An 18,214-nucleotide genomic window follows, 5' to 3' on the forward strand; every position below is an offset into this window, starting at 1 on the left:
GGAGCCAGGGCCGAGAGCCGGAGCCGGGGCCAGGGCCGAGAGCCGAGGGCCGGAGGCCGAAGCCGGGGCCGGGGCCAGAACCGAGGGCGGGGCCAGGGCCGCGAGCCGGAGCCGGGGCCAGAACCGAGGGCGGGGCCAGGGCCGCGAGCCGGAGCCGGGGCCAGAACCGAGGGCGGGGCCAGGGCCGCGAGCCGGAGCCGGGGCCAGAACCGAGGGCGGGGCCAGGGCCGCGAGCCGGAGCCGGGGCCGAGAGCCGGAGGCCGGAGGCCGGAGGCCGAGTCACGCCAGGACACTGCCGGTGTGCCGCAGGTCGGCGATCCCCTGATCGAGCGCGGCACGCAGGTGGGTGGACTCCCCCGTCGACAGCAGGATCGCCACGCCCCCTTGGAGCGCGGCGAGCAACGCCGCGGCCCGGGTGTCGACATCGAGGTCGGCGGGAACCAGGCCGGCCGCCTGCAACGCCCTGATACCCGTGGCCAGGTTCTCCTGCCACTGGCGCGTCAGCTCGATCACGATCGCCCGCATCCCGGGAGTCGAACGCCCGACCTGATAGAGCAGCGACCCGAGCGGACACTGCTCCCCCTGCGCCTCGTAGCGCTCGACCACGACGTCCCGCCAACGCCCCCAGGCCTCCCACGAGTCGAGACACCCCAGATACGGCTGTTGGTCCGCGAGCACCTGATCCGCCTCGAACTGGGCCACCGCGACGAGGAGTTCGTCCTTGCCCGCCGGGAAGTAGTGGAACAGCTGGCTCTTGCTGGTCCGGGTCCGCGCCATGACGTCGTCCAACGTCGCCGAGGCGACCCCCTTCTCCCGCAACACCGCCGCGGCCCCCTCGACGATCCGACTCCGGGTCGCCTTCCCCTTGGCGGTCAACTCACCACGCATGCCATGACTCCCTGGAACTGGACTGTTCAGTCCATTGTAGTGCCGTCTCCAAACCGATCCTGATTCCGAGGTGGGCCCCCAAAACCCCTTTGAGGCGGTCCGTGATCCCTCCTAGGTTGGCCCGGATGACGATCGAAGTGCCCTACCGGCCCATTCCGGTTGACCAGACGGACGTTCGCTACGCCCACGGCCCCGACTCGGCTCCGCAGCCGGACGTGCCCGTCGGGGAGACGGTCGAGTTCGACTGGAACGACAGCGCGATCTACCCGGGAACGGCACGGAAGTTCTGGGTCCATGTGCCCGCGCGGTACGACCCCGCCGTACCGGCGTCGCTGATGGTGTTCCAGGACGGATGGTGGTACCTGGACCCCGAAGGGGAGGTCCGCGGCGCGACCGTCCTGGACAACCTCGTCCACCGCGGGCACATCCCGGTCACCATCGGCGTGTTCGTCGACCCTGGCGTTTTTCCCGACGCCGAGGATCCGAAGAACCGCAACACCGAGTACGACGCATACGACGACTCGTACGTCGGCTTCCTCCTGAACGAGATCATCCCCGAGGTCAGGAAGCACTGGTCGATCGCCGAGGACCCCGATCGGTGGGGCATCTGCGGTGGCAGCAGCGGCGGCAACTGCGCCTTCACCGCGGCGTGGCTGCGCCCGGACAGGTTCCGCCGTGTCATCGGGTTCCTGTCGAGCTTCGCGCAGATGCCGGACGGCAACCCGTACCCCGAAGCCATTCCCCGCGCTCCGCGCAAGCCGCTCCGGATCTTCCTCCAGGCCGGCCATCGTGACCTGCGCTGGAACGAACCCGAGGCGAACTGGCTGGCCGCCAACCTGCGCGTCGCGGCAGCGCTCGCGGAGGCCGGCTACGACTTCCGCCTCGTCCTGGGCGACGGCGGCCACAGCCCCAACCACGGTGGCGTCCTGCTCCCGGATGCCCTGCGCTGGCTGTGGCGGTCGGATGACCACCACAACCAGCCGGCGGGCTTGACCGGAGCACCTTCGTAGAAGCGGCCGAAGCCCCCGCCCGCGCGACGCGGAACGGGGGCCTCGGAAGTGCGCGGCGCTGTCCCTCACCACCAGGGCGTGATCGAGACGGCGACCGAGCTGGAGCAGAGTTCCCAATTGGGTACGACGCAGGCCCGGAACGCTCGGCTGGAGCTCGAGCTCGTCTGCGTTCCGGTCGTCCAGATGGTCGCGGCCGTGCTGTGGGTCCATGCCGCGCAGTCCCAGACGCGGTCGCCGTCGATGTCCACCTCGAAGACGACCGAACGGCCGCCCGAACCTCCCACCACACGACCCCAGCCGTACTGCACGCCGTTCGCGTACCCGGTCCGCACCTGCGCGGTGCCCGACGAAGTGGCGGGCCCCTGCACGGCGGTGCTGACACCGGTGGCGGTCGTCGAATCCTCCAGGCCGGGCACCCCGAAGCACTCCAGGGTGGGTCCCGCACTCCGCGCCGCGTCAGCCGCGCCGGCCGCGCCGGCGGTCCCGGCCAGCAACGACCCCGCGAGTACGAGAACCCCCGCCGCGGCGGTCGCCGTTCTGCTCAACCCTCGTCCCATGTTCTCCCCCTTGCTCTGCCTTGCTCTGCCGAACTGGTCCGGAAGGTCTCGGTGACGCTTCCGAGCCCCAGGTTGCCGTTCGCCGTCAGGCCGCCGCCACACACTGAAAGCGTGGTTTGAACGACCGGCAACCGAAGCGCCCGGCCGCACCCGTTCGCATGAACCCCGTGAAGGAACTCGCATCCCAAATTCGAACAGGCGTACCATTGCGCCGTGGCTACGACCTACGACTTTCCGAGTGACCTCCTCGCCGGTCAGGAGGAGCTGCATCAGGTCCGGGCCGAGCTGTCGGCCCTTCTCAAGCGGCTGCCCTGGTCGGTCGTACCCCTCGACGGGTTCAGCGATCAGGCAGGCTGGCGCAAGGTGGAGCGCCCCGCCTCCCCCGGCTGGACGTCCGACGAACAGGCCGAGGTGGAGAAGCTCCGCCAGCGCGAACACGAACTGGCCGTCTTCGTCACCACCCACCGCTTCTGGGTGGAGGTCACACAAGGGGAGCGCGTCCAGGCACGGATGCGGCTGAAGCACGCACACGGGGACGGGGACAGGAACGAGAACGGGGACGACTGACGCGTTCCTCGAACACCGAAGGCCCCGGGAACACAGAAGGCCCCGGCCGATGCGGCCGGGGCCTTCCCATGTCGTTCCTACGTGGGCGCGGACGGTTTCGAACCGCCGACATCCTGCTTGTAAGGCAGGCGCTCTACCACTGAGCTACGCACCCGGGACAGGCCGACAGCCTACATTGCCCAGGGTGCTGCCCTGCAATCCGGTTTCACGGGCCGGGCAGGACTTGTAGCCATCTCTCAAGACCGAGCGGGAGTACGTCTTGTTGCCAGGTCGCATGCTCGGCCGCGTGCCCCGTGCGGTGCAAGGCACGCTGGTCGTCCGCTTTCACTCCGCGTCCGGGCGGCACGGATCGTGTCCGTGGTCCGGGAGCACGGGGGCGGGGTCCCTCGCGCCTCCAGGCCTCCGGTCCGGCCTGGACGGTCCGATGCCCCGCACGATCACTCCGGTCGTGTGGGGGCGGTGCCGTCCGACGCCGGATCGGATGCCCGAGGGCGCGCCTTCCGATCGCCACGGCGGCCGCGTCGTGGCGAGTGATCTCACGGGTGGGGGTCGACAGCGGCCGCTGCCAGTGCCGGGCGCCCCACCGAGAGGTGTACGCCGGATCCACCGCCACGACGGCGATGTTCTGCTCTGCGGCCATCGACACCAACCGGGCCTTGAGCCTGGCAGTGGGAAAGCGGGAGACGAGGCGGCGGAAGGTCTTGTTACGGCCGTGCCTCTCGCGGCTTGCGCCGTCGCCGAAGTCAAGGTCTTCGACGGCGATCGCCCGGGCCCCGGTGCGGCGTGTGTGGTGCAGCAGACGGGTCAGCGCGTGTCTGATCTGGGCGTCCCGGTGACGCGTGCTTCCCGACAGGTCGAAGCTGAAGCGCCGGGGTTCACCGACCGGGTTGCCGTGCCTGTCCAGGTGCCAGGCGGCGAGGTGGTCGTCGTTCATGTCCACTGCTACAACGCCACCGGCCAAGGCCGCCGGAAGAGGAAGCAGCGGGACGGCGGTGCGCTGCCAGGAAGCCGTCACGTACCAGCGGTCGCGTACGACGTCGAAGTGGATGCGGTAGGCCACGGCCCGGTCCGCGGCGATCCGGTCACGCCACTCCTCGGCCCGGTGGCTGAACCGCACAGCCGCTTCCAGCACATACCGGCCGTGCGGGGCATTGGCCAGGTGAGCCAAGGCGGCGGGGAGCCTGATCGAGAGCTCTCCGCCGTCGGTGACGCGGATGGTCTCGTTGCCGCAGCGTTTGCCGGACTCCCCGTCCGCGGCCAGGAACATCCGGGCAGCCTGCCACCGCTCCTGCCACGCCTCCTCGCTCAGCCCGGCCTGGTCCAGATGGTGGCGCAGGTGGGAAAGCCTCTTGCCGCCACGGACGACATGCACCCGCCCCGCCGCCAAGTCCGCTTCGCGCGCGGCCAGCCGCTCCCTCAAGGAGTGCAGACGGCGGGCCTTGGCGTGCCACTCGGACCGGCTCCCATAGCCACGTACGAGACCGGCCCGCCGGTCTGCCCTGGCCCGTAGCGGCCGAGCCAGCCTCTCCTCGATCTGCGCGATCTGTCTCCGTAGCCACGTCAACTCGGCGCCCTGGCCACGCCTCGCCAGTGCCCACTGGTCATGCGTGGCCTTGGTGATGCTGCCCGCCCATCGTGCCGACGAGGACTCGGTCAGCGTCCGCTTCCGCCGCGCCCACGAACCGGCGTCGTGGGCCGTCCCCTGTCGGCACCGCACCGCGAGATCACGGGACGCCAGCGAACCGAGGAACTGACCCACCTCGGTCAGCACCGTCACGTCCACCGACGACACCCGCAGCCGCGCCCGGATCGCCACCGCAGCAGGACCAGGCACCACGAATGCCGGTGCCAACTTCCGCAGCGCGCTCACCCGCATACTCCCCCGCCGACGCCAAAGATCCGTTCGTCATTTCCAACGACCATCACATGGCAAGGTCACCCGGGGGTTATCCCCACCCCAGATCCGGGAGCGGCCCGGATCCCCCCGCCGTCCCCCGCTCCGTACGGTCGTAGAGCCTGCACAACCGCCTCAGGGGGAGATCGCCATGGACCGCACCACCACAGCCCGTACCGCCCTTGCCATCGGAGCCGTCGCACTGCTCGTCGGGGGTGTCAGCGCCTGTGGGGCGTCCGCCGGGGACGACAAGGATCCTGATCACCGGACGTTCGCGTTGGAGGGGAAGACGCTCACCGTCGACTCCGACGACTCGGCGTTGGAGATCGTCGCGGCGGATTCGAACGCGGCGGGGAGGATCGAGGTGACCCGGTGGTTCCAGGGGAGCGTCGCCATCGGGTCGGACCCGAAGGTGACCTGGTCCATGAAGGGTGACCGGCTGGTGCTCAGGATGAAGTGCAGCGGCGTCGTCGCCGACTGCTCCGCCAAGCACCGGATCGAGGTGCCGCGCGGGGTCGCCGTGAAGGTGGTGGACGGGGACGGGAGCGTGCGGGCCCGTGGTTTCAAGGACGCGCTGAACATCCGTACGGGTGACGGGTCCGTGCATGTCACCGACTCCAGCGGGCGGCTCCAGGTCCGTACCGGCGACGGATCCGTGCACGCCGACGTCTCCTCGCGGCAGGTGCGTACGCAGACCGGTGACGGTTCCGTCCACCTCGAACTGGGCGCCGTACCGGACCTGGTGGAGTCCCGCTCCGGCGACGGCTCCGTGACCATCGCGCTGCCGCGTGCCTCGTACCGGGTCACGACCGAGACCGGCGACGGCGGGGGCGATGTCTCCGTGCCCCGCGACAGCAGCAGCACGCATGTCGTGACCGCGCACACCGGTGACGGAAAAGTCACTTTGAAGACCGCGAACTAACCGGCCCGTGTGTTCGTCCTTAACCGGTGGGAGAATGAAACGAGACACCGGTAACGGGTAAGGACGGATGACAGCTCGGGAGAGGCACGTGACGGCGACACCTGGGAAGCCGTACTCGCCGTCGGTGCGGGACACCCTCACCCTCCTCGCGCTGCCCCTGGTCGTCGCCCTCGCCCTGCCGGCCGCGTTCGCCGGCGGCGGCACCCGGCGCTGGTTCGGCGGCCGGGCCGAGAGCCAGCGGGCCGAGGCGCAGGCCGCGAAGGACGCCGCGGCGGCCGCGTTCTACGAGCTGGACACCGCCCAGCGGGATCTGCGGATCTCGATAGAGACCATCACGGCCGTGGACGACTCGCCCGCCGCCCGGCGCGTGGTCGCCGACTTCGAGGCGCTGGGCCGTCGCATCGACGAGGCCAGCCGGCAGTACATCGAGGCGGTGGACGCGCACGACCTGGACCGGGACGAGCTGGAGGCGTCGGTCGCGGCCCACGCGCGCACCGAACTGACCAAGGCCAAGGACGAGCTGGCGAACGTCAAGCGCGAGCTGGACCGCTTCGGCGACAGCCTCGGCCCGCTGATCGGCAAGGCCGAGACCCAGCTGGCCCGCCTCGCCCCGGCGGTCGAACGGGCCCGGCAGGGCCTGCTCGCCGCGTCGAACGCCCTGGACGCGGTACGGGAGTCGGGGCTGCGCGCCGACGACCTCGCCGCCCGGCTCGCCACCCTCGCCCCCGAGCTGACCAAGCTCAACCAGGGCGCGGGGCAGCACGGCGTGCCGGAGACCCTGGAGCGGGCCGAGCGGGTGGCCCGGGAGGCCGAGACGATCCGGGTGGAGGCCGAGCGGCTGCCGGAGAAGGCCGCCGAGATCGACCACCGGCTGGTCTCGCTGCGCACGCGCGCGCAGGCGCTCACCACCCGTGCCGGGCAGGTCGATCCGGTGCTGAGCGAGCTGCGCCGCCGCTTCACCGCGGCCTGCTGGCAGGACCTCCAGCACGTGCCCGACCAGGCCGGGGAGAACGTACGGCAGGCGGAGCTGAAGCTGAAGGAGGCGCAGTCCGCGCGGGACGCCCAGCGCTGGCCGGACGCGACCGCGCTGCTGTCGACGGTCCGCGCGCTGCTGAACACGACGGACGAGTCGGTCTCGGCCGCCGGCGACCGGCTGCGCCGGCTCAACGCCGTGCAGAAGGACCCGCAGCAGGAGATCGACCGCACCCGCTTCGCCATCCGGGACGCCCAGCGCCTGGCCATGTCCGGCCGCAGCACCCCCGACCCCCGCCAGGCCCGCCCGCTGGACGAGGCCGTGGCCCGGCTGGACCGGGCGATCACCGGTCTGGAGGGCCGGCACCCCGACTACTGGCACTTCCTGACGGAGACGGAAGCGGTCCGGCAGTCGGTGGCGCGCGTGGTCGCGCAGATCCGGGAGGAGCGCGGGGGCGTCCACTGAGAGTGGCACGGCCGTCGCACGACGGTTCGCCTTGTCTGTACGCCCTGCCTGTACGACTTGTCTGTACGCCTTGTCTGTACGTCGATCCCGCGCCGCCGGTTAACCTGTGCCCATGCCTCGCTACGAGTACCGCTGCCGGACCTGCGGCGACACGTTCGAACTGAACCGCCCGATGGCCGAGTCCGGCGCGCCCGCCGACTGTCCGGCCGGCCACGACGACACGGTCAAGCTGCTGTCGACGGTGGCCGTGGGAGGCGGCAGCAAGTCCGCCCCCGCGCCCCGGGCGGGCGGCGGAGGCGGCGGCGGTTGCTGCGGCGGGGGCTGCTGCTCCTGACCTGCCGGCTGCTGCTCCTGACCCGCGTCAGCGGGGCGCGGCGGACGCCTTCAGGAACTCCCGGAGGATCCGTTCGCCGGCCAGCACGCCCCGCTCGGGCAGCGCGGTGATGCCGGGAGCCGCGAACTCCGTCTCGGCCAACTCCCCGTGCCCCGGCCGCCATCCGCGATCCGCGGCCAGCAGCAGGTCGGCGTCGAGGAGCGAGTCCCCGGCGGCCAGGGTCAGTTCGGCGCCGGTGCGGCGGGCCACCTCGTGCATGGCGGCGCTCTTGGTGAGCGGCTTGGGAACGGCGTAGATCTTGCGGCCCTGCAAGGAGACCGTCCAGCCGCGGTTCTCGGCCCAGGCGGCCAGTTCCTTCACCCACTCCTCGGGCAGCAGCTCGCGCTCGACGACGAGGTAGGCGAACAGGTCCTCCGCGTTGCGCTGCTTGCGCAGCCACAGCGGGTCGGCGGAGGACGCGAGGTAGTCCTCCACCTCCGCCAGCGGCGCGCACTCCTCCGCCAGCCGCTCCGTCACGCGCGCGTGCCAGTCCGGGTCGGTGACACCGTCGACGAGCAGGTGCCCGCCGTTGGCGCAGATCGCGAACTTCGGTTCGGGGCCTGGCAGGTTGATGCGCTGGTACTGCTTGCGGGTGCGGGTCGTCGTCGGTACGAAGACCGCCGCGTCGCCGAGTTCGGTGAGCAGCCCGGCCGCCGTCTCCGTCATGAACGACAACGGCCTGCTCTCGTGCACCTCGACGCAGAGCAGCCGGGGCGCCCGCGCGTCGGGCATGGTCAGCGCGAGGGCCGCCGCAGAGTAGATGAGCGTACGGTCGAGGTCGCTCGCCACCAGTACCGGCATCAGACCGCCACCGCCTTTCCGTCGGCGCCGGTCGCGCCGCGGGTGAAGCGGGGGTGGATCAACCCCACGCAGGTGTACGGGAGTTCGCCGACCTCCTCGACCGGTACGCCGCGCTGCTGTGCCAGCAGGCGTACGTGGTCCAGGTCGGCGCCGGCACCCGCCCGGGCCAGGATCTTCCAGGGCACCCGGCGCAGCAGCACGCGGGTGGTCTCGCCGACGCCGGGCTTGACGAGGTTCACGTCGTGGATGCCGTACTCCTCGCTGATGCGCTCGACTGCCGCCCACCCCTCCCAGGTCGGCGTGCGGTCGCCGGAGAGCAGTTCCTTGGCCTGGGCGTCGACCGCGTCCGTGACTTCGGGGAAGCGGGCGGCGACGGCGTCCAGGAAGTCCACCGACACGTCGGCGCCGGCGAGTTCGCGGTAGAACTTGGCGCCGTGGAAGTCGTGCGGGCCGACCAGGTCGGAGCGCAGGACGGTGCGTGAAATGAGGCCTGAGACGGTCGAGTTGAGGCAGGCGGAGGGGATGAGGAAGTCCGCGCGGGTGCCGTAGGTGCGCACGCAGGAGCCCGGGTCGGCCAGGACCGCGATCTCCGGGTCGAAGCCGGTGACTCCCTCGGCGGCCTCGAACTCCCGCACCGCCTGGGTGAGTTCGCGGGTGATCGCGCCCTTGCCGGTCCAGCCGTCGACGAACACGACGTCGGCCGGGTCGTGGTGGGCGGCCAGCCAGCGCAGCGCGTTGACGTCGATACCGCGGCCGCGCACGATCGAGACGGCGTAGTGCGGCAGGTCGACGCCGTGCCGGAACTGGGCCCAGCGGCGCATCAGGACGCCGACCGGGGTGCCGGCGCGGGCCAGCGAGACGAGGACCGGGCGGGGTGAGCGCTCGGCGAGCACGATCTCGGTGACGGCGCCGACCGCCTGGGCGATCCGGGTGGCGGACGTCTTGAGCGCGGCCTGGAAGAGCTCCTGGTACTGCTCGCTGGGCTGGTACTCCACCGGCAGCGACTCCGCGTAGTGGGCGCCGCCGCTCTGGATGGCCTCTTCGCGCTCCTCGGTCGGTGCCTCCAGGGTCACGTCCGAGAGGTCCTGGAGCAGCCAGCCGACCTCGTCGGGCGGGTACGAGGAGAACGCGGGGCCGCGGAGGGGCTCGGGCAGCATCGGGGGCCTTTCGGGGACGTACAGGGGCTCGGGTACGTAGGAGGGGACGACCGCGAGCAGGATCTGCGAGGCGTGTGCCGCGAGCTGGGCCAACAGGCCGTCCGGCGCGTGCAGTTCGGGGGTGTCGGCGGTGGAGTCGACCACGGCGACGACGGCGTCGAAGCCGGGGGTGCTCGTGCTGGCGGCCACGTTGTAGGCGTAGCGCTCGCCGGGGCCGTCGGCCGGGGTGTCGTGGGCCGGGAAGACTATGCGGTTGCGTATCGCGTAGCCGGGGTCGTCGACGGCGAGGACGGGTGAGCGGGTGGTGGTGGAGTAGCGGACCTCGGCGTCGGCGACCTGTTCGAGTTCGCGGGCGAGTCTGAGGGGCGCGTACATCAGCTCCTCGAACCCGAGTATCAGGACGCGGCGGGCTTCGGCGGGGATTGCCTCTGCGAGGCGGGCGGCCATGGCGGGGAGGGCGTTCTCGAGACGGGCTCGGTGGGCGGGGGTGAAACCGTGTCTGCCGCCGTCGGGGAGGCCTCGGGGCCAGCAGAGTTCGACGCGGTCTATGCGGCCGGGGAGAGGTTCGGTTGTCGGGTGCGGGCCGGTGGGGGCTGGTCGCGCAGTTCCCCGCGCCCCTAGGGAGTGGGGGCTCAAGTTGGCTTCAACGTTCAAGTCGGCTTCGGCGCCGACGCCGCTGCCTTTTAGGGGCGCGGGGCTGTGTTGATATGCGGCTCCGCCGCGGGGCGCGACCAGCCCAGACGGCGCAGCAGACAACCGACTACCTGCCGTCTCATACTGCGCCACCAACGCCTGTCCCTTTTCCAGGACACCCTCCGGGAGACTTACCGTGCCCGAAGCCGCCGCCACCAGATCGACCCTCGCACCGATCTCCCGCGCGAAATCCTCCAGCCTCCCCGAATCCGCCGCCGACCTCATGTCGACCAGCGCCACCACGACATAACGACGTCGCGGATACCGCTCGTGCAGGTCCCGGATCGTGTTGAGGACCGTGTTCCCCGTCGAGAACTCGTCGTCCACCAGCACCAACGGCCCGTCGCCGACGAGGAGTTCGGGATCCTCCGGCAGCAGAAGGTGCGACGTCGCGTGGGAGTGGGCCTCCTCGAAACCGCCCGCCGCCGCGACACCCGCGACGGGGCGGCGGGTGGAGTGGAGGTAGGGGGCGAGACCGATGCCGTCGGCGACCGAGTGGCCGAGGCCCGTCGCCGTCTCCGCGTAGCCGAGGACGACCGCCGCGCGGGCCTCTTCCGTGCCCAGAAGCTCCCGTACCCGGCGACCGAGGGCGAACCCGTAGCCGTAGACGACGGACGGCGCCTGCGGTACGTGCTTGCCGAGCACGTTGGAGACCAGGAGATGCGCGCGCTTGGGGTTGCGGCGCAGGGCGAGGCCCAGCAGGTCGGTGAGTTTGGTGTCGCCCACGAGTTCGAGCCCGAGTCGCTCGGCGACCCAGGTCCCGGACCAGACCCCGTTGTTCACTGCGTTGATGACGATTCCCTAGATAGTCCCAAGACGGTCCCGGTCGGCGACGCTCAGCCGGGGATGCCCGCGGCGAGCAGGTCCACGAAGCTGACGTCCTCGTGGGCGACGCCGAAGATCTCGGCCCGCAGCATGGTCCGCTCGGCCCAGGCGCGGTGCGGCTTCACCTCGTTCATCTTGTTCGTGTACGCCGATCGCAGCACGCCTCCGCCGTCCCGGCCGGGGCGCACGATGTCCGCGGCGTCGCTGAACTCCTCGTGGCTGACCACGGACAGCGCGTGCACGGGCAGGACGTGGGAGGGGTGGATGCAGGTCTTGCCCATCAGGCCGTTGGCCTGGTCCAGGGAGATCTCCCGCAGCAGCCCGTCCATGGCGTGCTCGATCAGTTTGATCCGCAGCTCCACCGCCTGTCCCTCCAGGAAGGGGCTGGTGCGCAGCATCGGCTTGAACATGCGCTCGGGGACGCGGAAGTACTCCCATACCGGTCCGGTCACGGTGAATCCGGTGCCGTCGGCGCGGCCCAGCATGTTCACCACGTCCGAGATCACGGAGGCGATGACGTGGACGTCGTACGCCGTCATGTCGGGGGCGCGGCGCAGGCCGTAGGAGGAGCAGAAGTCGGTGACGCCGAGGCGCAGCGCGAGGACCCGGTCGCGGTACTTGTCGACGGCGCGGAAGATGCCCTCCAGGGTCTCCACCCGGGACTCGCGGTAGAGCAGCTCGGGCGACTCCAGGACGGGCATGGCGAAGAGCCGGCGGCCGCTCGCGGTCTCGGCGCTCGCCAGGGCCTCCAGGAACGGGATGCCGCGTTCCTCGGTGAACTTCGGGAAGACGAATCCGGACAGCAGCCGGACGGTCTCGCCCAGGCGCCGGACGAGGTCGGGGATCTGCTCGGGCGTGCGCACCCTGATGAACAGCAGCGGGACGCCCGTGTCCGCGCGCGCGTCGAGGTCGGCGAACTGCCGGACGAGGTTCTCCTCGCCCGCGGCGACGTCCGCGTCGTCGATCGAGTCCTCCAGGCACAGCACCATCGAGACCACGCCGAGTGCCGCCTGCTTGACGATGTCGTCGGCGAGTCGCGGCCTGGTGGCGGGGCTGTAGAGCGTGGCGCCCAGGGCCGCGGAGAGCAGCCGGGCCGGGGAGTCGGCGGAGAATTCGCACGGCTCCTGATGGAAGAGACGCTGTCGCACCTCAGGGGCGATGTGCCCGAAATGACGCATAAAGCTCCCCGTGGCGCAAGGTGGGCCTGTGGATTCTGAGAACAGGTGGCCGGTAATAGTACGTATGGACCTATGTCAAGAGTTCCCGTCGGTCATGAATTTCCGGTAACGCCGACGGGCACAACGGTGGTGGGCCACAGGCCCCCCGCATTGTCGTGACCAGGACCGAGAGGGCAGGATGACCGCATGACGCACGCGATGCTGAAGGGATCGAACGTCCCACTGGAAGCCACCACGGTACGCGCCGTGCTGCGCTGGACGCCCGGGCAGGGGGCTCCGGACGTCGACGCCTCCGCGCTGCTCCTCGGCCCCGACAGTCGCGTGCGCTCCGACGAGGACTTCGTCTTCTACAACCAGCCCCGGCACCCTTCCGGGAAGGTCTGGTGGCTCGGCAAGAAGCGTGCCGCCGATGGCCCCACCGACACGATCCAGACAGATCTGGCCGGTGTCGAGCCCGCCATCCGTCAGATTCTGCTGGTCGCTTCGGCGGAGGACGTCACCTTCGACCGGGTACAGGGGCTACGCATCCTGCTGTACGACGCGTCGGTCGCGGACCGCGAGCCGCTGCTCCAGTTCGACATCAAGCCGGAGACCGGCAAAGAGACGGCACTGATCTGTGGCGAGCTCTACCGCCGCGGGGACGGCTGGAAGTTCCGCGCCCTGGGCGAGGGCTACTCGAACGGTCTGCGGGGGCTCGCGACCGTCTACGGCATCACGGTGGACGAGTCGGAGACGGTCCAGGAGCCGTTCCCGCAGGCGCCGGACGCGTCGTCCCCGCTCCAGCCGGAGGCCCCCGCCCAGCCGCTGCCCCCGGAGCAGCCGCCGGTCACGGTCCCGGCCCAGCCGGACTACGGCTATCCGCAGCAGCCGCCCGCCACCCAGCCCGCGTACGGCTATCCGCAGCCCACCAGCCAGCCGGCCTACGGCGGCTACGGCTACCCGCCGCCGGTGACGACGGCGCCCGCCCCGGACGTCCGGCTGCCTCCCCAGGGGCCGCAGTTCATCCGGCCCTGAGGACAGTGGCGGGGCAGTAGCAGCGAGGGCGGGCCCGGGCGGTGCGGCCGCTAGCGGTCCGCCTTCGCCTTGTAGCCCCGGCCCCACTGCAGTCCCCAGCCGTACAGCCGGTCCAGTTCGGCCTGGAAGCCGTAGACGAACTTCACCTCGCGGCGCACGATCAGTTCGCCCTTGATGTTCTCGATCATCACGACCGCGCAGGAGCGGGCCTGGGGGTGGCGTTCGTCGAGGTGGATCTCGATGCGGGGGCCGTTGCTCGGGTAGAGCGTGACGCTCGCGTGGGTGCGGTCGAAGGCAGGGGTCTGGTCGTAGATGTAGACGAAGACCAGCAGGCGCTTGATCTCGTCCCGGTGGTCGAGGTTGATGTAGATCGTCTCGCCGGACGCCGAACCGAACCGGTCGTCACCGCTGAGCTTGACGTACGGCGGTCCGTTGGTGTCCCCGAGATAGCCGCCGAGGGGTTGTACGACGCCCTTGGAGCCGTCCATCAGTTCGTAGAGGCAGCCGAGGTCGAGGTCGACGTTGACCATGCTCTGGCTGTGGCCCATGACCTCCGGCGGCTTCAGTGCCTTGAAGGGGTGCCGCAGCAGGGACTCGCGGGGCGAGCCGCCTATGTCGGAGGTCCGCATCCGCCAGTTCAGGTTGACGCGCAGGTGTCCGGTGGCCGCTCCCTGCTTGGTGAGGGAGACCTGATGGTGCCGTTTGGTCAGCTCGATGGCGTTCGTGGCCGCGCTGCCGGAGTCGAACTCGCCCTTCCGGCCACCCATGAGTCCGTCAAAGAAGCCCATTCCCGCCCGCCCCTACGTCCACCGTCTTCACGGCGCCCACTTGGAAAAACCGGCGGGGCGGCCGGAGGCTTCCGGCCGCCCCGCTGAGAGCGTTCCCGCCCCCTGAGGGGTGTTACACCCCGGACGAGACCTCAGTCTTCTCGTCCGTGCCCGTCGCTTTTCCCTCTGCCGCTGCCAGGGCCCGGTTGCGGCGGACGGAGGACCAGAAGGACCAGCCGATCAGGATGACGCCGACGAGGCCGGTGATGACCTCGTTGATCTGGTACTGGATGGTGACCATGAGGATCACGGCCAGGGCGCCGATCGCGTAGTGCGCGCCGTGCTCCAGGTAGACGTAGTCGTCGAGCGTGCCCTGGCGGACCAGGTAGACGGTGAGCGAACGGACGTACATCGCGCCGATGCCCAGGCCCAGCGCCATCAGGACGATGTCGTTCGTGATGGCGAAGGCGCCGATCACGCCGTCGAAGGAGAACGAGGCGTCCAGGACCTCGAGGTACAGGAACATGAAGAAGGCTGCCTGGCCGGCCAGGACGATCGGCGGGCGCTTCTTGCCGGTACGTTCCGCCTCTTCCTCCTCCTCGTGCTCGCGTTCCTCCGCTTCTTCGAGGCGGTCCTCGAAGAAGCCGGAGAGACCACCGACGACCATGTACGTGATCAGACCCGCGATGCCGGAGATCAGCACCGTCTGCGCCTTGTCGGCGTGGCCGCCGCCGTGCTGGTGGGCGTGGGTCGCGAAGGTGAACGCGGTGATCAGCAGGACGATCAGGGCGATGCAGACCGACAGCATGTCGACCTTGCCGAGCTTGGCGAGCGGGCGCTCGATCCAGCGCAGCCACTGGATGTCCCGGTCCTCGAAGATGAAGTCGAGGAAGATCATCAGCAGGAACATGCCACCGAACGCGGCGATCGCCGGGTGCGCGTCGGTGACCAGTTCCTGGTAGTGGTCCTTGTTGTTGAGTGCGAGGTCGACCGCGTCGATCGGGCCGATCTTGGCGGTGACGGCGACGATCACGACCGGGAAGACCAGCCGCATGCCGAAGACCGCGATGAGGACACCGATCGTGAGGAAGATCTTCTGCCAGAAGGCGGACATCTTCTTCAGGATTCCGGCATTGACCACCGCGTTGTCGAACGACAGCGAGATCTCGAGGATGGAGAGGATCGCGACGATGCCGAAGGCCTCCCACCCCCCGTAGAGGACCGCCGCGACCAGGCCGATCGCGGTAATCGCGAACGACCAGCCGAAGGTTTTCAGAAGCACTGGCTACCCAATCCTGTATGTACGGGTCTCCCCCGCGCCGTACTCGGCTTTACTCACTGTTGACCACGAAGTCTAGGGCTTCGCTCTCCAGCCGGAACAGTAGGGGCGTTCCGCCGATGAAGGCGCAGGTCGGAGGGGTCGTCGTAGGGGATCGGGGCGTGGTCCCGGCGGACCTTACGAAACGTTGACCCCGAAGTCGAGGGCGATGCCGCGCAGCCCGGAGGCGTACCCCTGGCCCACGGCGCGGAACTTCCACTCGCCCTGGTAGCGGTAGAGCTCGCCGAAGATCATGGCCGTCTCGGTGGAGGCGTCCTCGCTGAGGTCGTAGCGGGCGAGTTCCTGGCCGTCCGCCTGGTTGACGACGCGGATGAAGGCGTTGCTGACCTGGCCGAAGGTCTGGCCGCGGTTGTCGGCGTCGTGGATGGAGACCGGGAAGATGATCTTGTCGCAGGTGGCCGGCACCTTCGGCAGGTCGACGATGATCGACTCGTCGTCGCCCTCGCCCTCACCGGTGAGGTTGTCGCCGGTGTGCTCGACGGAGCCGTCCGGGCTCTTGAGCTGGTTGTAGAAGATGAACCACTCGTCCCCCATCACCCGGCCGCCGGTGCACAGCAGCGCACTGGCGTCCAGGTCGAAGTCGGCTCCGGTGGTGGAACGTGCGTCCCAGCCGAGCCCGACCAACACCTGCGTGAGGTTGGGTGCGGCCTTGGACAGGGAGACGTTGCCCCCCTTGGCGAGCGTGACGCCCATAGTGCTGGTCCTCCCCGAGGTGATGCTTCTTTGGTTGTCCTGCGCCTCCGGCGCCGCACCCAAACGGTGCGGCGCCGGACGATTGCCCTGAGGGCGTCCCCGTTGCCGGGGCAGCGCCTCAGACGTTGACGCCGAAGTCCTGGGCGATACCGCGCAGGCCCGAGGCGTAGCCCTGGCCGATGGCGCGGAACTTCCACTCCGCGCCGTTGCGGTACAGCTCGCCGAAGACCATGGCCGTCTCCGTGGAGGCGTCCTCGGAGAGGTCGTAGCGGGCGATCTCGGCGCCGCCGGCCTGGTTCACCACGCGGATGAACGCGTTGCGGACCTGGCCGAAGGACTGCTGGCGGTTCTCGGCGTCGTAGATCGAGACCGGGAAGGTGATCTTGTCGACGTCGGCCGGGACCGCCGCCAGGTTCACCTTGATCGCCTCGTCGTCGCCCTCGCCCTCACCGGTGGTGTTGTCACCGGTGTGCTCGACGGAGCCGTCCGGGCTCTTGAGGTTGTTGAAGAAGACGAAGTTCGCGTCACTGGCGACCTTGCCCGCGCTGTTCAGGAGCAGGGCGCTGGCGTCCAGGTCGAAGTCCGTACCGGTCGTGGTGCGGACGTCCCACCCCAGACCGACGATGACCGCGGTCAGGCCCGGGGCCTCCTTGGTCAGTGAAACGTTGCCGCCCTTGCTGAGGCTGACTCCCACGAGTCCTCCATTGGTTTGTGGGGGCGGGGAGCCCCGACGTGCGTTGCTATCGGATCAACGTCTCGATCCTAGTGACGGGTTCCCGTACCCCGCAGGCCCTGGAACCGAACAATCACAGGGTGTCGAGCGCCTTGACGTACGAGTTCAGGTCGCGGGCGTCCGGCAGGGCGTTGACGACGGTCCAGCGGACCACGCCCTCCTTGTCGATGACGAAGGTGCCGCGCACCGCGCAGCCCTTGTCCTCGGCGAAGACGCCGTAGGCGCGGGATACCTCGCCGTGCGGCCAGAAGTCGCTGAGCAGCGGGTAGTCCAGGCCCTCCTGCTCGGCGAAGACCCGCAGGGTGTGGATGGAGTCGTTGGAGACCGCGAGCACCTGGGTGTCGCGGTCGGCGAACTTCGGCAGGTTGTCCCGCACCTCGCACAGCTCGCCGGTGCACACACCGGTGAAGGCGAAGGGGTAGAAGAGCAGCACCACGTTCTTCGCGCCACGGAAGTCGGAGAGCTTCACGGTGGCGCCGTGGTTGTCCTTGAGCTCGAAGTCAGGGGCCTTGTCGCCGACCTGGATCGCCATTGTCGCGGTTGTCCCTTCGGTGGGCTGTTCGGGTGGCCTCCCACCCTACGCAGCGATCACCGGGAACCGGCGGACGGGCCGGGCGAACCGGCCCGTCCGGGGTCAATGGGTCACTTCTTGGACTTGGCCGCCTTGGGCGTCACCAGCCGGCTGCCGCTCCAGTCCTTCCCCACGCTGACGCTCTTGGAGGCCGACAGCCCCGCCGTCGTCGCGGCTTCGGAGATGTCGCTGGGCTCGACGTATCCGTCACGGCCGGTCTTCGGCGTGAGGAGCAGGATCGAGCCGCCTTCCTCGATGTACGTGGTGGCGTCCACCAGCACATCGGTCAGGTCGCCGTCCTCGTCGCGGAACCAGAGCACCACGGCATCGGCGACGTCGTCATAGTCCTCGTCCACAAGGTCGCTGCCGATGACTTCCTCAATGGCCTCGCGGAGCTCCTGGTCTACGTCGTCGTCGTAGCCGATCTCCTGGACCACCTGCTCGGGCTGGAACCCCAGCCTCACGGCAGGGCTCGTCTCCGCGTGGTCCGCGGTCGCGCTCACGGGTTGCCTCCTGATCATGTCTTGATGAGTGTCTCAGCGTCGCGCACGCGCGAAGCATTGGCCGTAGTCCACACGGGCGGGGCGGATCGCGCAAGTACCCGGCCGTTCAGACCGCCGAAACGGTGACGTTCCTGGCCGTGTCACCCCAACTCCAGGCACGCCGACACGGCCATAAGTGACCCACACCACACCTTTCTGCCCCCTTTGTGGCATTGAGAACCAGCCGGAGCTCACGTAGGTCTCGGTTACCTCTCAGTAGAGATGACGTTTGCTTTCCCGAGGTACACGATG

The 18,214-nt window shown here is 69.8% G+C and carries 18 protein-coding genes and 1 tRNA gene; 6 read left to right on the forward strand and 13 right to left on the reverse strand.

Annotation, left to right across the window (positions count from 1 at the left end):
- Window positions 1-279: 279 nt before the first annotated feature.
- Window positions 280-888 carry a TetR/AcrR family transcriptional regulator gene (locus tag ACIP6U_RS40320; protein WP_401727729.1) on the reverse strand — a complete coding sequence of 203 codons (609 nt, stop codon included), beginning with the start codon at window positions 886-888 and terminating at the stop codon, window positions 280-282.
- Between the two features lie 125 nt (window positions 889-1,013).
- Between ACIP6U_RS40320 and ACIP6U_RS40325 the strand changes: the two genes are divergently transcribed.
- On the forward strand, window positions 1,014-1,898 hold the full coding sequence (locus ACIP6U_RS40325; RefSeq protein ID WP_401727730.1) for an alpha/beta hydrolase: 885 nt from the start codon (window positions 1,014-1,016) through the stop codon (window positions 1,896-1,898).
- A gap of 65 nt (window positions 1,899-1,963) precedes the next feature.
- Here the strand turns inward: ACIP6U_RS40325 and ACIP6U_RS40330 are convergent, their stop codons facing one another.
- Entirely contained in the window at window positions 1,964-2,455 is a 492-nt protein-coding gene (locus ACIP6U_RS40330) for a hypothetical protein (protein ID WP_401727731.1), read from the reverse strand.
- Between the two features lie 213 nt (window positions 2,456-2,668).
- Between ACIP6U_RS40330 and ACIP6U_RS40335 the strand changes: the two genes are divergently transcribed.
- Window positions 2,669-3,022, forward strand: a complete 354-nt coding sequence (locus tag ACIP6U_RS40335) for a hypothetical protein (RefSeq protein WP_401727732.1) — start codon at window positions 2,669-2,671, stop codon at window positions 3,020-3,022.
- 82 nt (window positions 3,023-3,104) lie between these two features.
- Here ACIP6U_RS40335 and ACIP6U_RS40340 read toward each other — a convergent pair.
- Together ACIP6U_RS40340 and ACIP6U_RS40345 are read right to left on the reverse strand one after the other, a co-directional pair.
- Window positions 3,105-3,176 (reverse strand) — tRNA-Val (locus tag ACIP6U_RS40340).
- Between the two features lie 51 nt (window positions 3,177-3,227).
- Entirely contained in the window at window positions 3,228-4,898 is a 1,671-nt protein-coding gene (locus ACIP6U_RS40345) for an IS200/IS605 family accessory protein TnpB-related protein (RefSeq protein ID WP_401727733.1), read from the reverse strand.
- A gap of 169 nt (window positions 4,899-5,067) precedes the next feature.
- Here ACIP6U_RS40345 and ACIP6U_RS40350 point away from each other — a divergent pair, with 169 nt between their 5' ends.
- From ACIP6U_RS40350 to ACIP6U_RS40360, 3 genes are all read left to right on the forward strand, one after another.
- Entirely contained in the window at window positions 5,068-5,838 is a 771-nt protein-coding gene (locus ACIP6U_RS40350) for a DUF4097 family beta strand repeat-containing protein (protein WP_401727734.1), read from the forward strand.
- Window positions 5,839-5,926: 88 nt separating this feature from the next.
- Window positions 5,927-7,276, forward strand: coding sequence for a hypothetical protein (locus tag ACIP6U_RS40355; protein ID WP_401727735.1), 1,350 nt, complete (start codon window positions 5,927-5,929; stop codon window positions 7,274-7,276).
- A 112-nt stretch (window positions 7,277-7,388) separates the two neighbouring features.
- Window positions 7,389-7,610 (forward strand): zinc ribbon domain-containing protein, encoded by a 222-nt coding sequence (locus tag ACIP6U_RS40360; protein WP_401727736.1) that lies wholly within the window; start codon window positions 7,389-7,391, stop codon window positions 7,608-7,610.
- 27 nt (window positions 7,611-7,637) lie between these two features.
- Here ACIP6U_RS40360 and ACIP6U_RS40365 read toward each other — a convergent pair whose 3' ends face one another.
- From ACIP6U_RS40365 to ACIP6U_RS40375, 3 genes are read right to left on the reverse strand one after another with little or no spacing between them, the layout of a single operon-like run.
- Window positions 7,638-8,450, reverse strand: a complete 813-nt coding sequence (locus tag ACIP6U_RS40365) for an HAD family hydrolase (RefSeq protein ID WP_401727737.1) — start codon at window positions 8,448-8,450, stop codon at window positions 7,638-7,640.
- Window positions 8,450-11,083, reverse strand: coding sequence for a phosphoribosyltransferase (locus tag ACIP6U_RS40370; protein WP_401727738.1), 2,634 nt, complete (start codon window positions 11,081-11,083; stop codon window positions 8,450-8,452). The genes ACIP6U_RS40365 and ACIP6U_RS40370 overlap by 1 nt, the downstream gene beginning before the upstream one ends.
- 53 nt (window positions 11,084-11,136) lie before the next feature.
- The gene (locus ACIP6U_RS40375; RefSeq protein ID WP_401727739.1) at window positions 11,137-12,303 is read right to left on the reverse strand and encodes an HpcH/HpaI aldolase/citrate lyase family protein; all 1,167 of its coding nucleotides are present in this window, start codon (window positions 12,301-12,303) and stop codon (window positions 11,137-11,139) included.
- Window positions 12,304-12,489: 186 nt separating this feature from the next.
- Between ACIP6U_RS40375 and ACIP6U_RS40380 the strand changes: the two genes are divergently transcribed.
- Window positions 12,490-13,317 (forward strand): TerD family protein, encoded by an 828-nt coding sequence (locus ACIP6U_RS40380; protein ID WP_401727740.1) that lies wholly within the window; start codon window positions 12,490-12,492, stop codon window positions 13,315-13,317.
- 50 nt (window positions 13,318-13,367) lie between these two features.
- Here ACIP6U_RS40380 and ACIP6U_RS40385 read toward each other — a convergent pair whose 3' ends face one another.
- The 6 genes from ACIP6U_RS40385 to ACIP6U_RS40410 form a co-directional block, all read right to left on the reverse strand.
- On the reverse strand, window positions 13,368-14,105 hold the full coding sequence (locus ACIP6U_RS40385) for a Tellurium resistance (RefSeq protein WP_401727741.1): 738 nt from the start codon (window positions 14,103-14,105) through the stop codon (window positions 13,368-13,370).
- A gap of 112 nt (window positions 14,106-14,217) precedes the next feature.
- Window positions 14,218-15,366, reverse strand: coding sequence for a DUF475 domain-containing protein (locus ACIP6U_RS40390; protein WP_401727742.1), 1,149 nt, complete (start codon window positions 15,364-15,366; stop codon window positions 14,218-14,220).
- A 174-nt stretch (window positions 15,367-15,540) separates the two neighbouring features.
- Window positions 15,541-16,116 carry a TerD family protein gene (locus tag ACIP6U_RS40395; protein ID WP_123999588.1) on the reverse strand — a complete coding sequence of 192 codons (576 nt, stop codon included), beginning with the start codon at window positions 16,114-16,116 and terminating at the stop codon, window positions 15,541-15,543.
- 118 nt (window positions 16,117-16,234) lie between these two features.
- Window positions 16,235-16,810 (reverse strand): TerD family protein, encoded by a 576-nt coding sequence (locus ACIP6U_RS40400; protein ID WP_019060360.1) that lies wholly within the window; start codon window positions 16,808-16,810, stop codon window positions 16,235-16,237.
- Between the two features lie 112 nt (window positions 16,811-16,922).
- The gene (locus tag ACIP6U_RS40405) at window positions 16,923-17,381 is read right to left on the reverse strand and encodes a peroxiredoxin (protein ID WP_401727743.1); all 459 of its coding nucleotides are present in this window, start codon (window positions 17,379-17,381) and stop codon (window positions 16,923-16,925) included.
- Window positions 17,382-17,491: 110 nt separating this feature from the next.
- Window positions 17,492-17,923 (reverse strand): DUF3052 domain-containing protein, encoded by a 432-nt coding sequence (locus ACIP6U_RS40410; protein WP_123999590.1) that lies wholly within the window; start codon window positions 17,921-17,923, stop codon window positions 17,492-17,494.
- Between the last annotated feature and the right edge of the window lie 291 nt (window positions 17,924-18,214).

Source organism: Streptomyces sp. NPDC088794, from assembly GCF_044750545.1.
Lineage (GTDB): Bacteria > Actinomycetota > Actinomycetes > Streptomycetales > Streptomycetaceae > Streptomyces.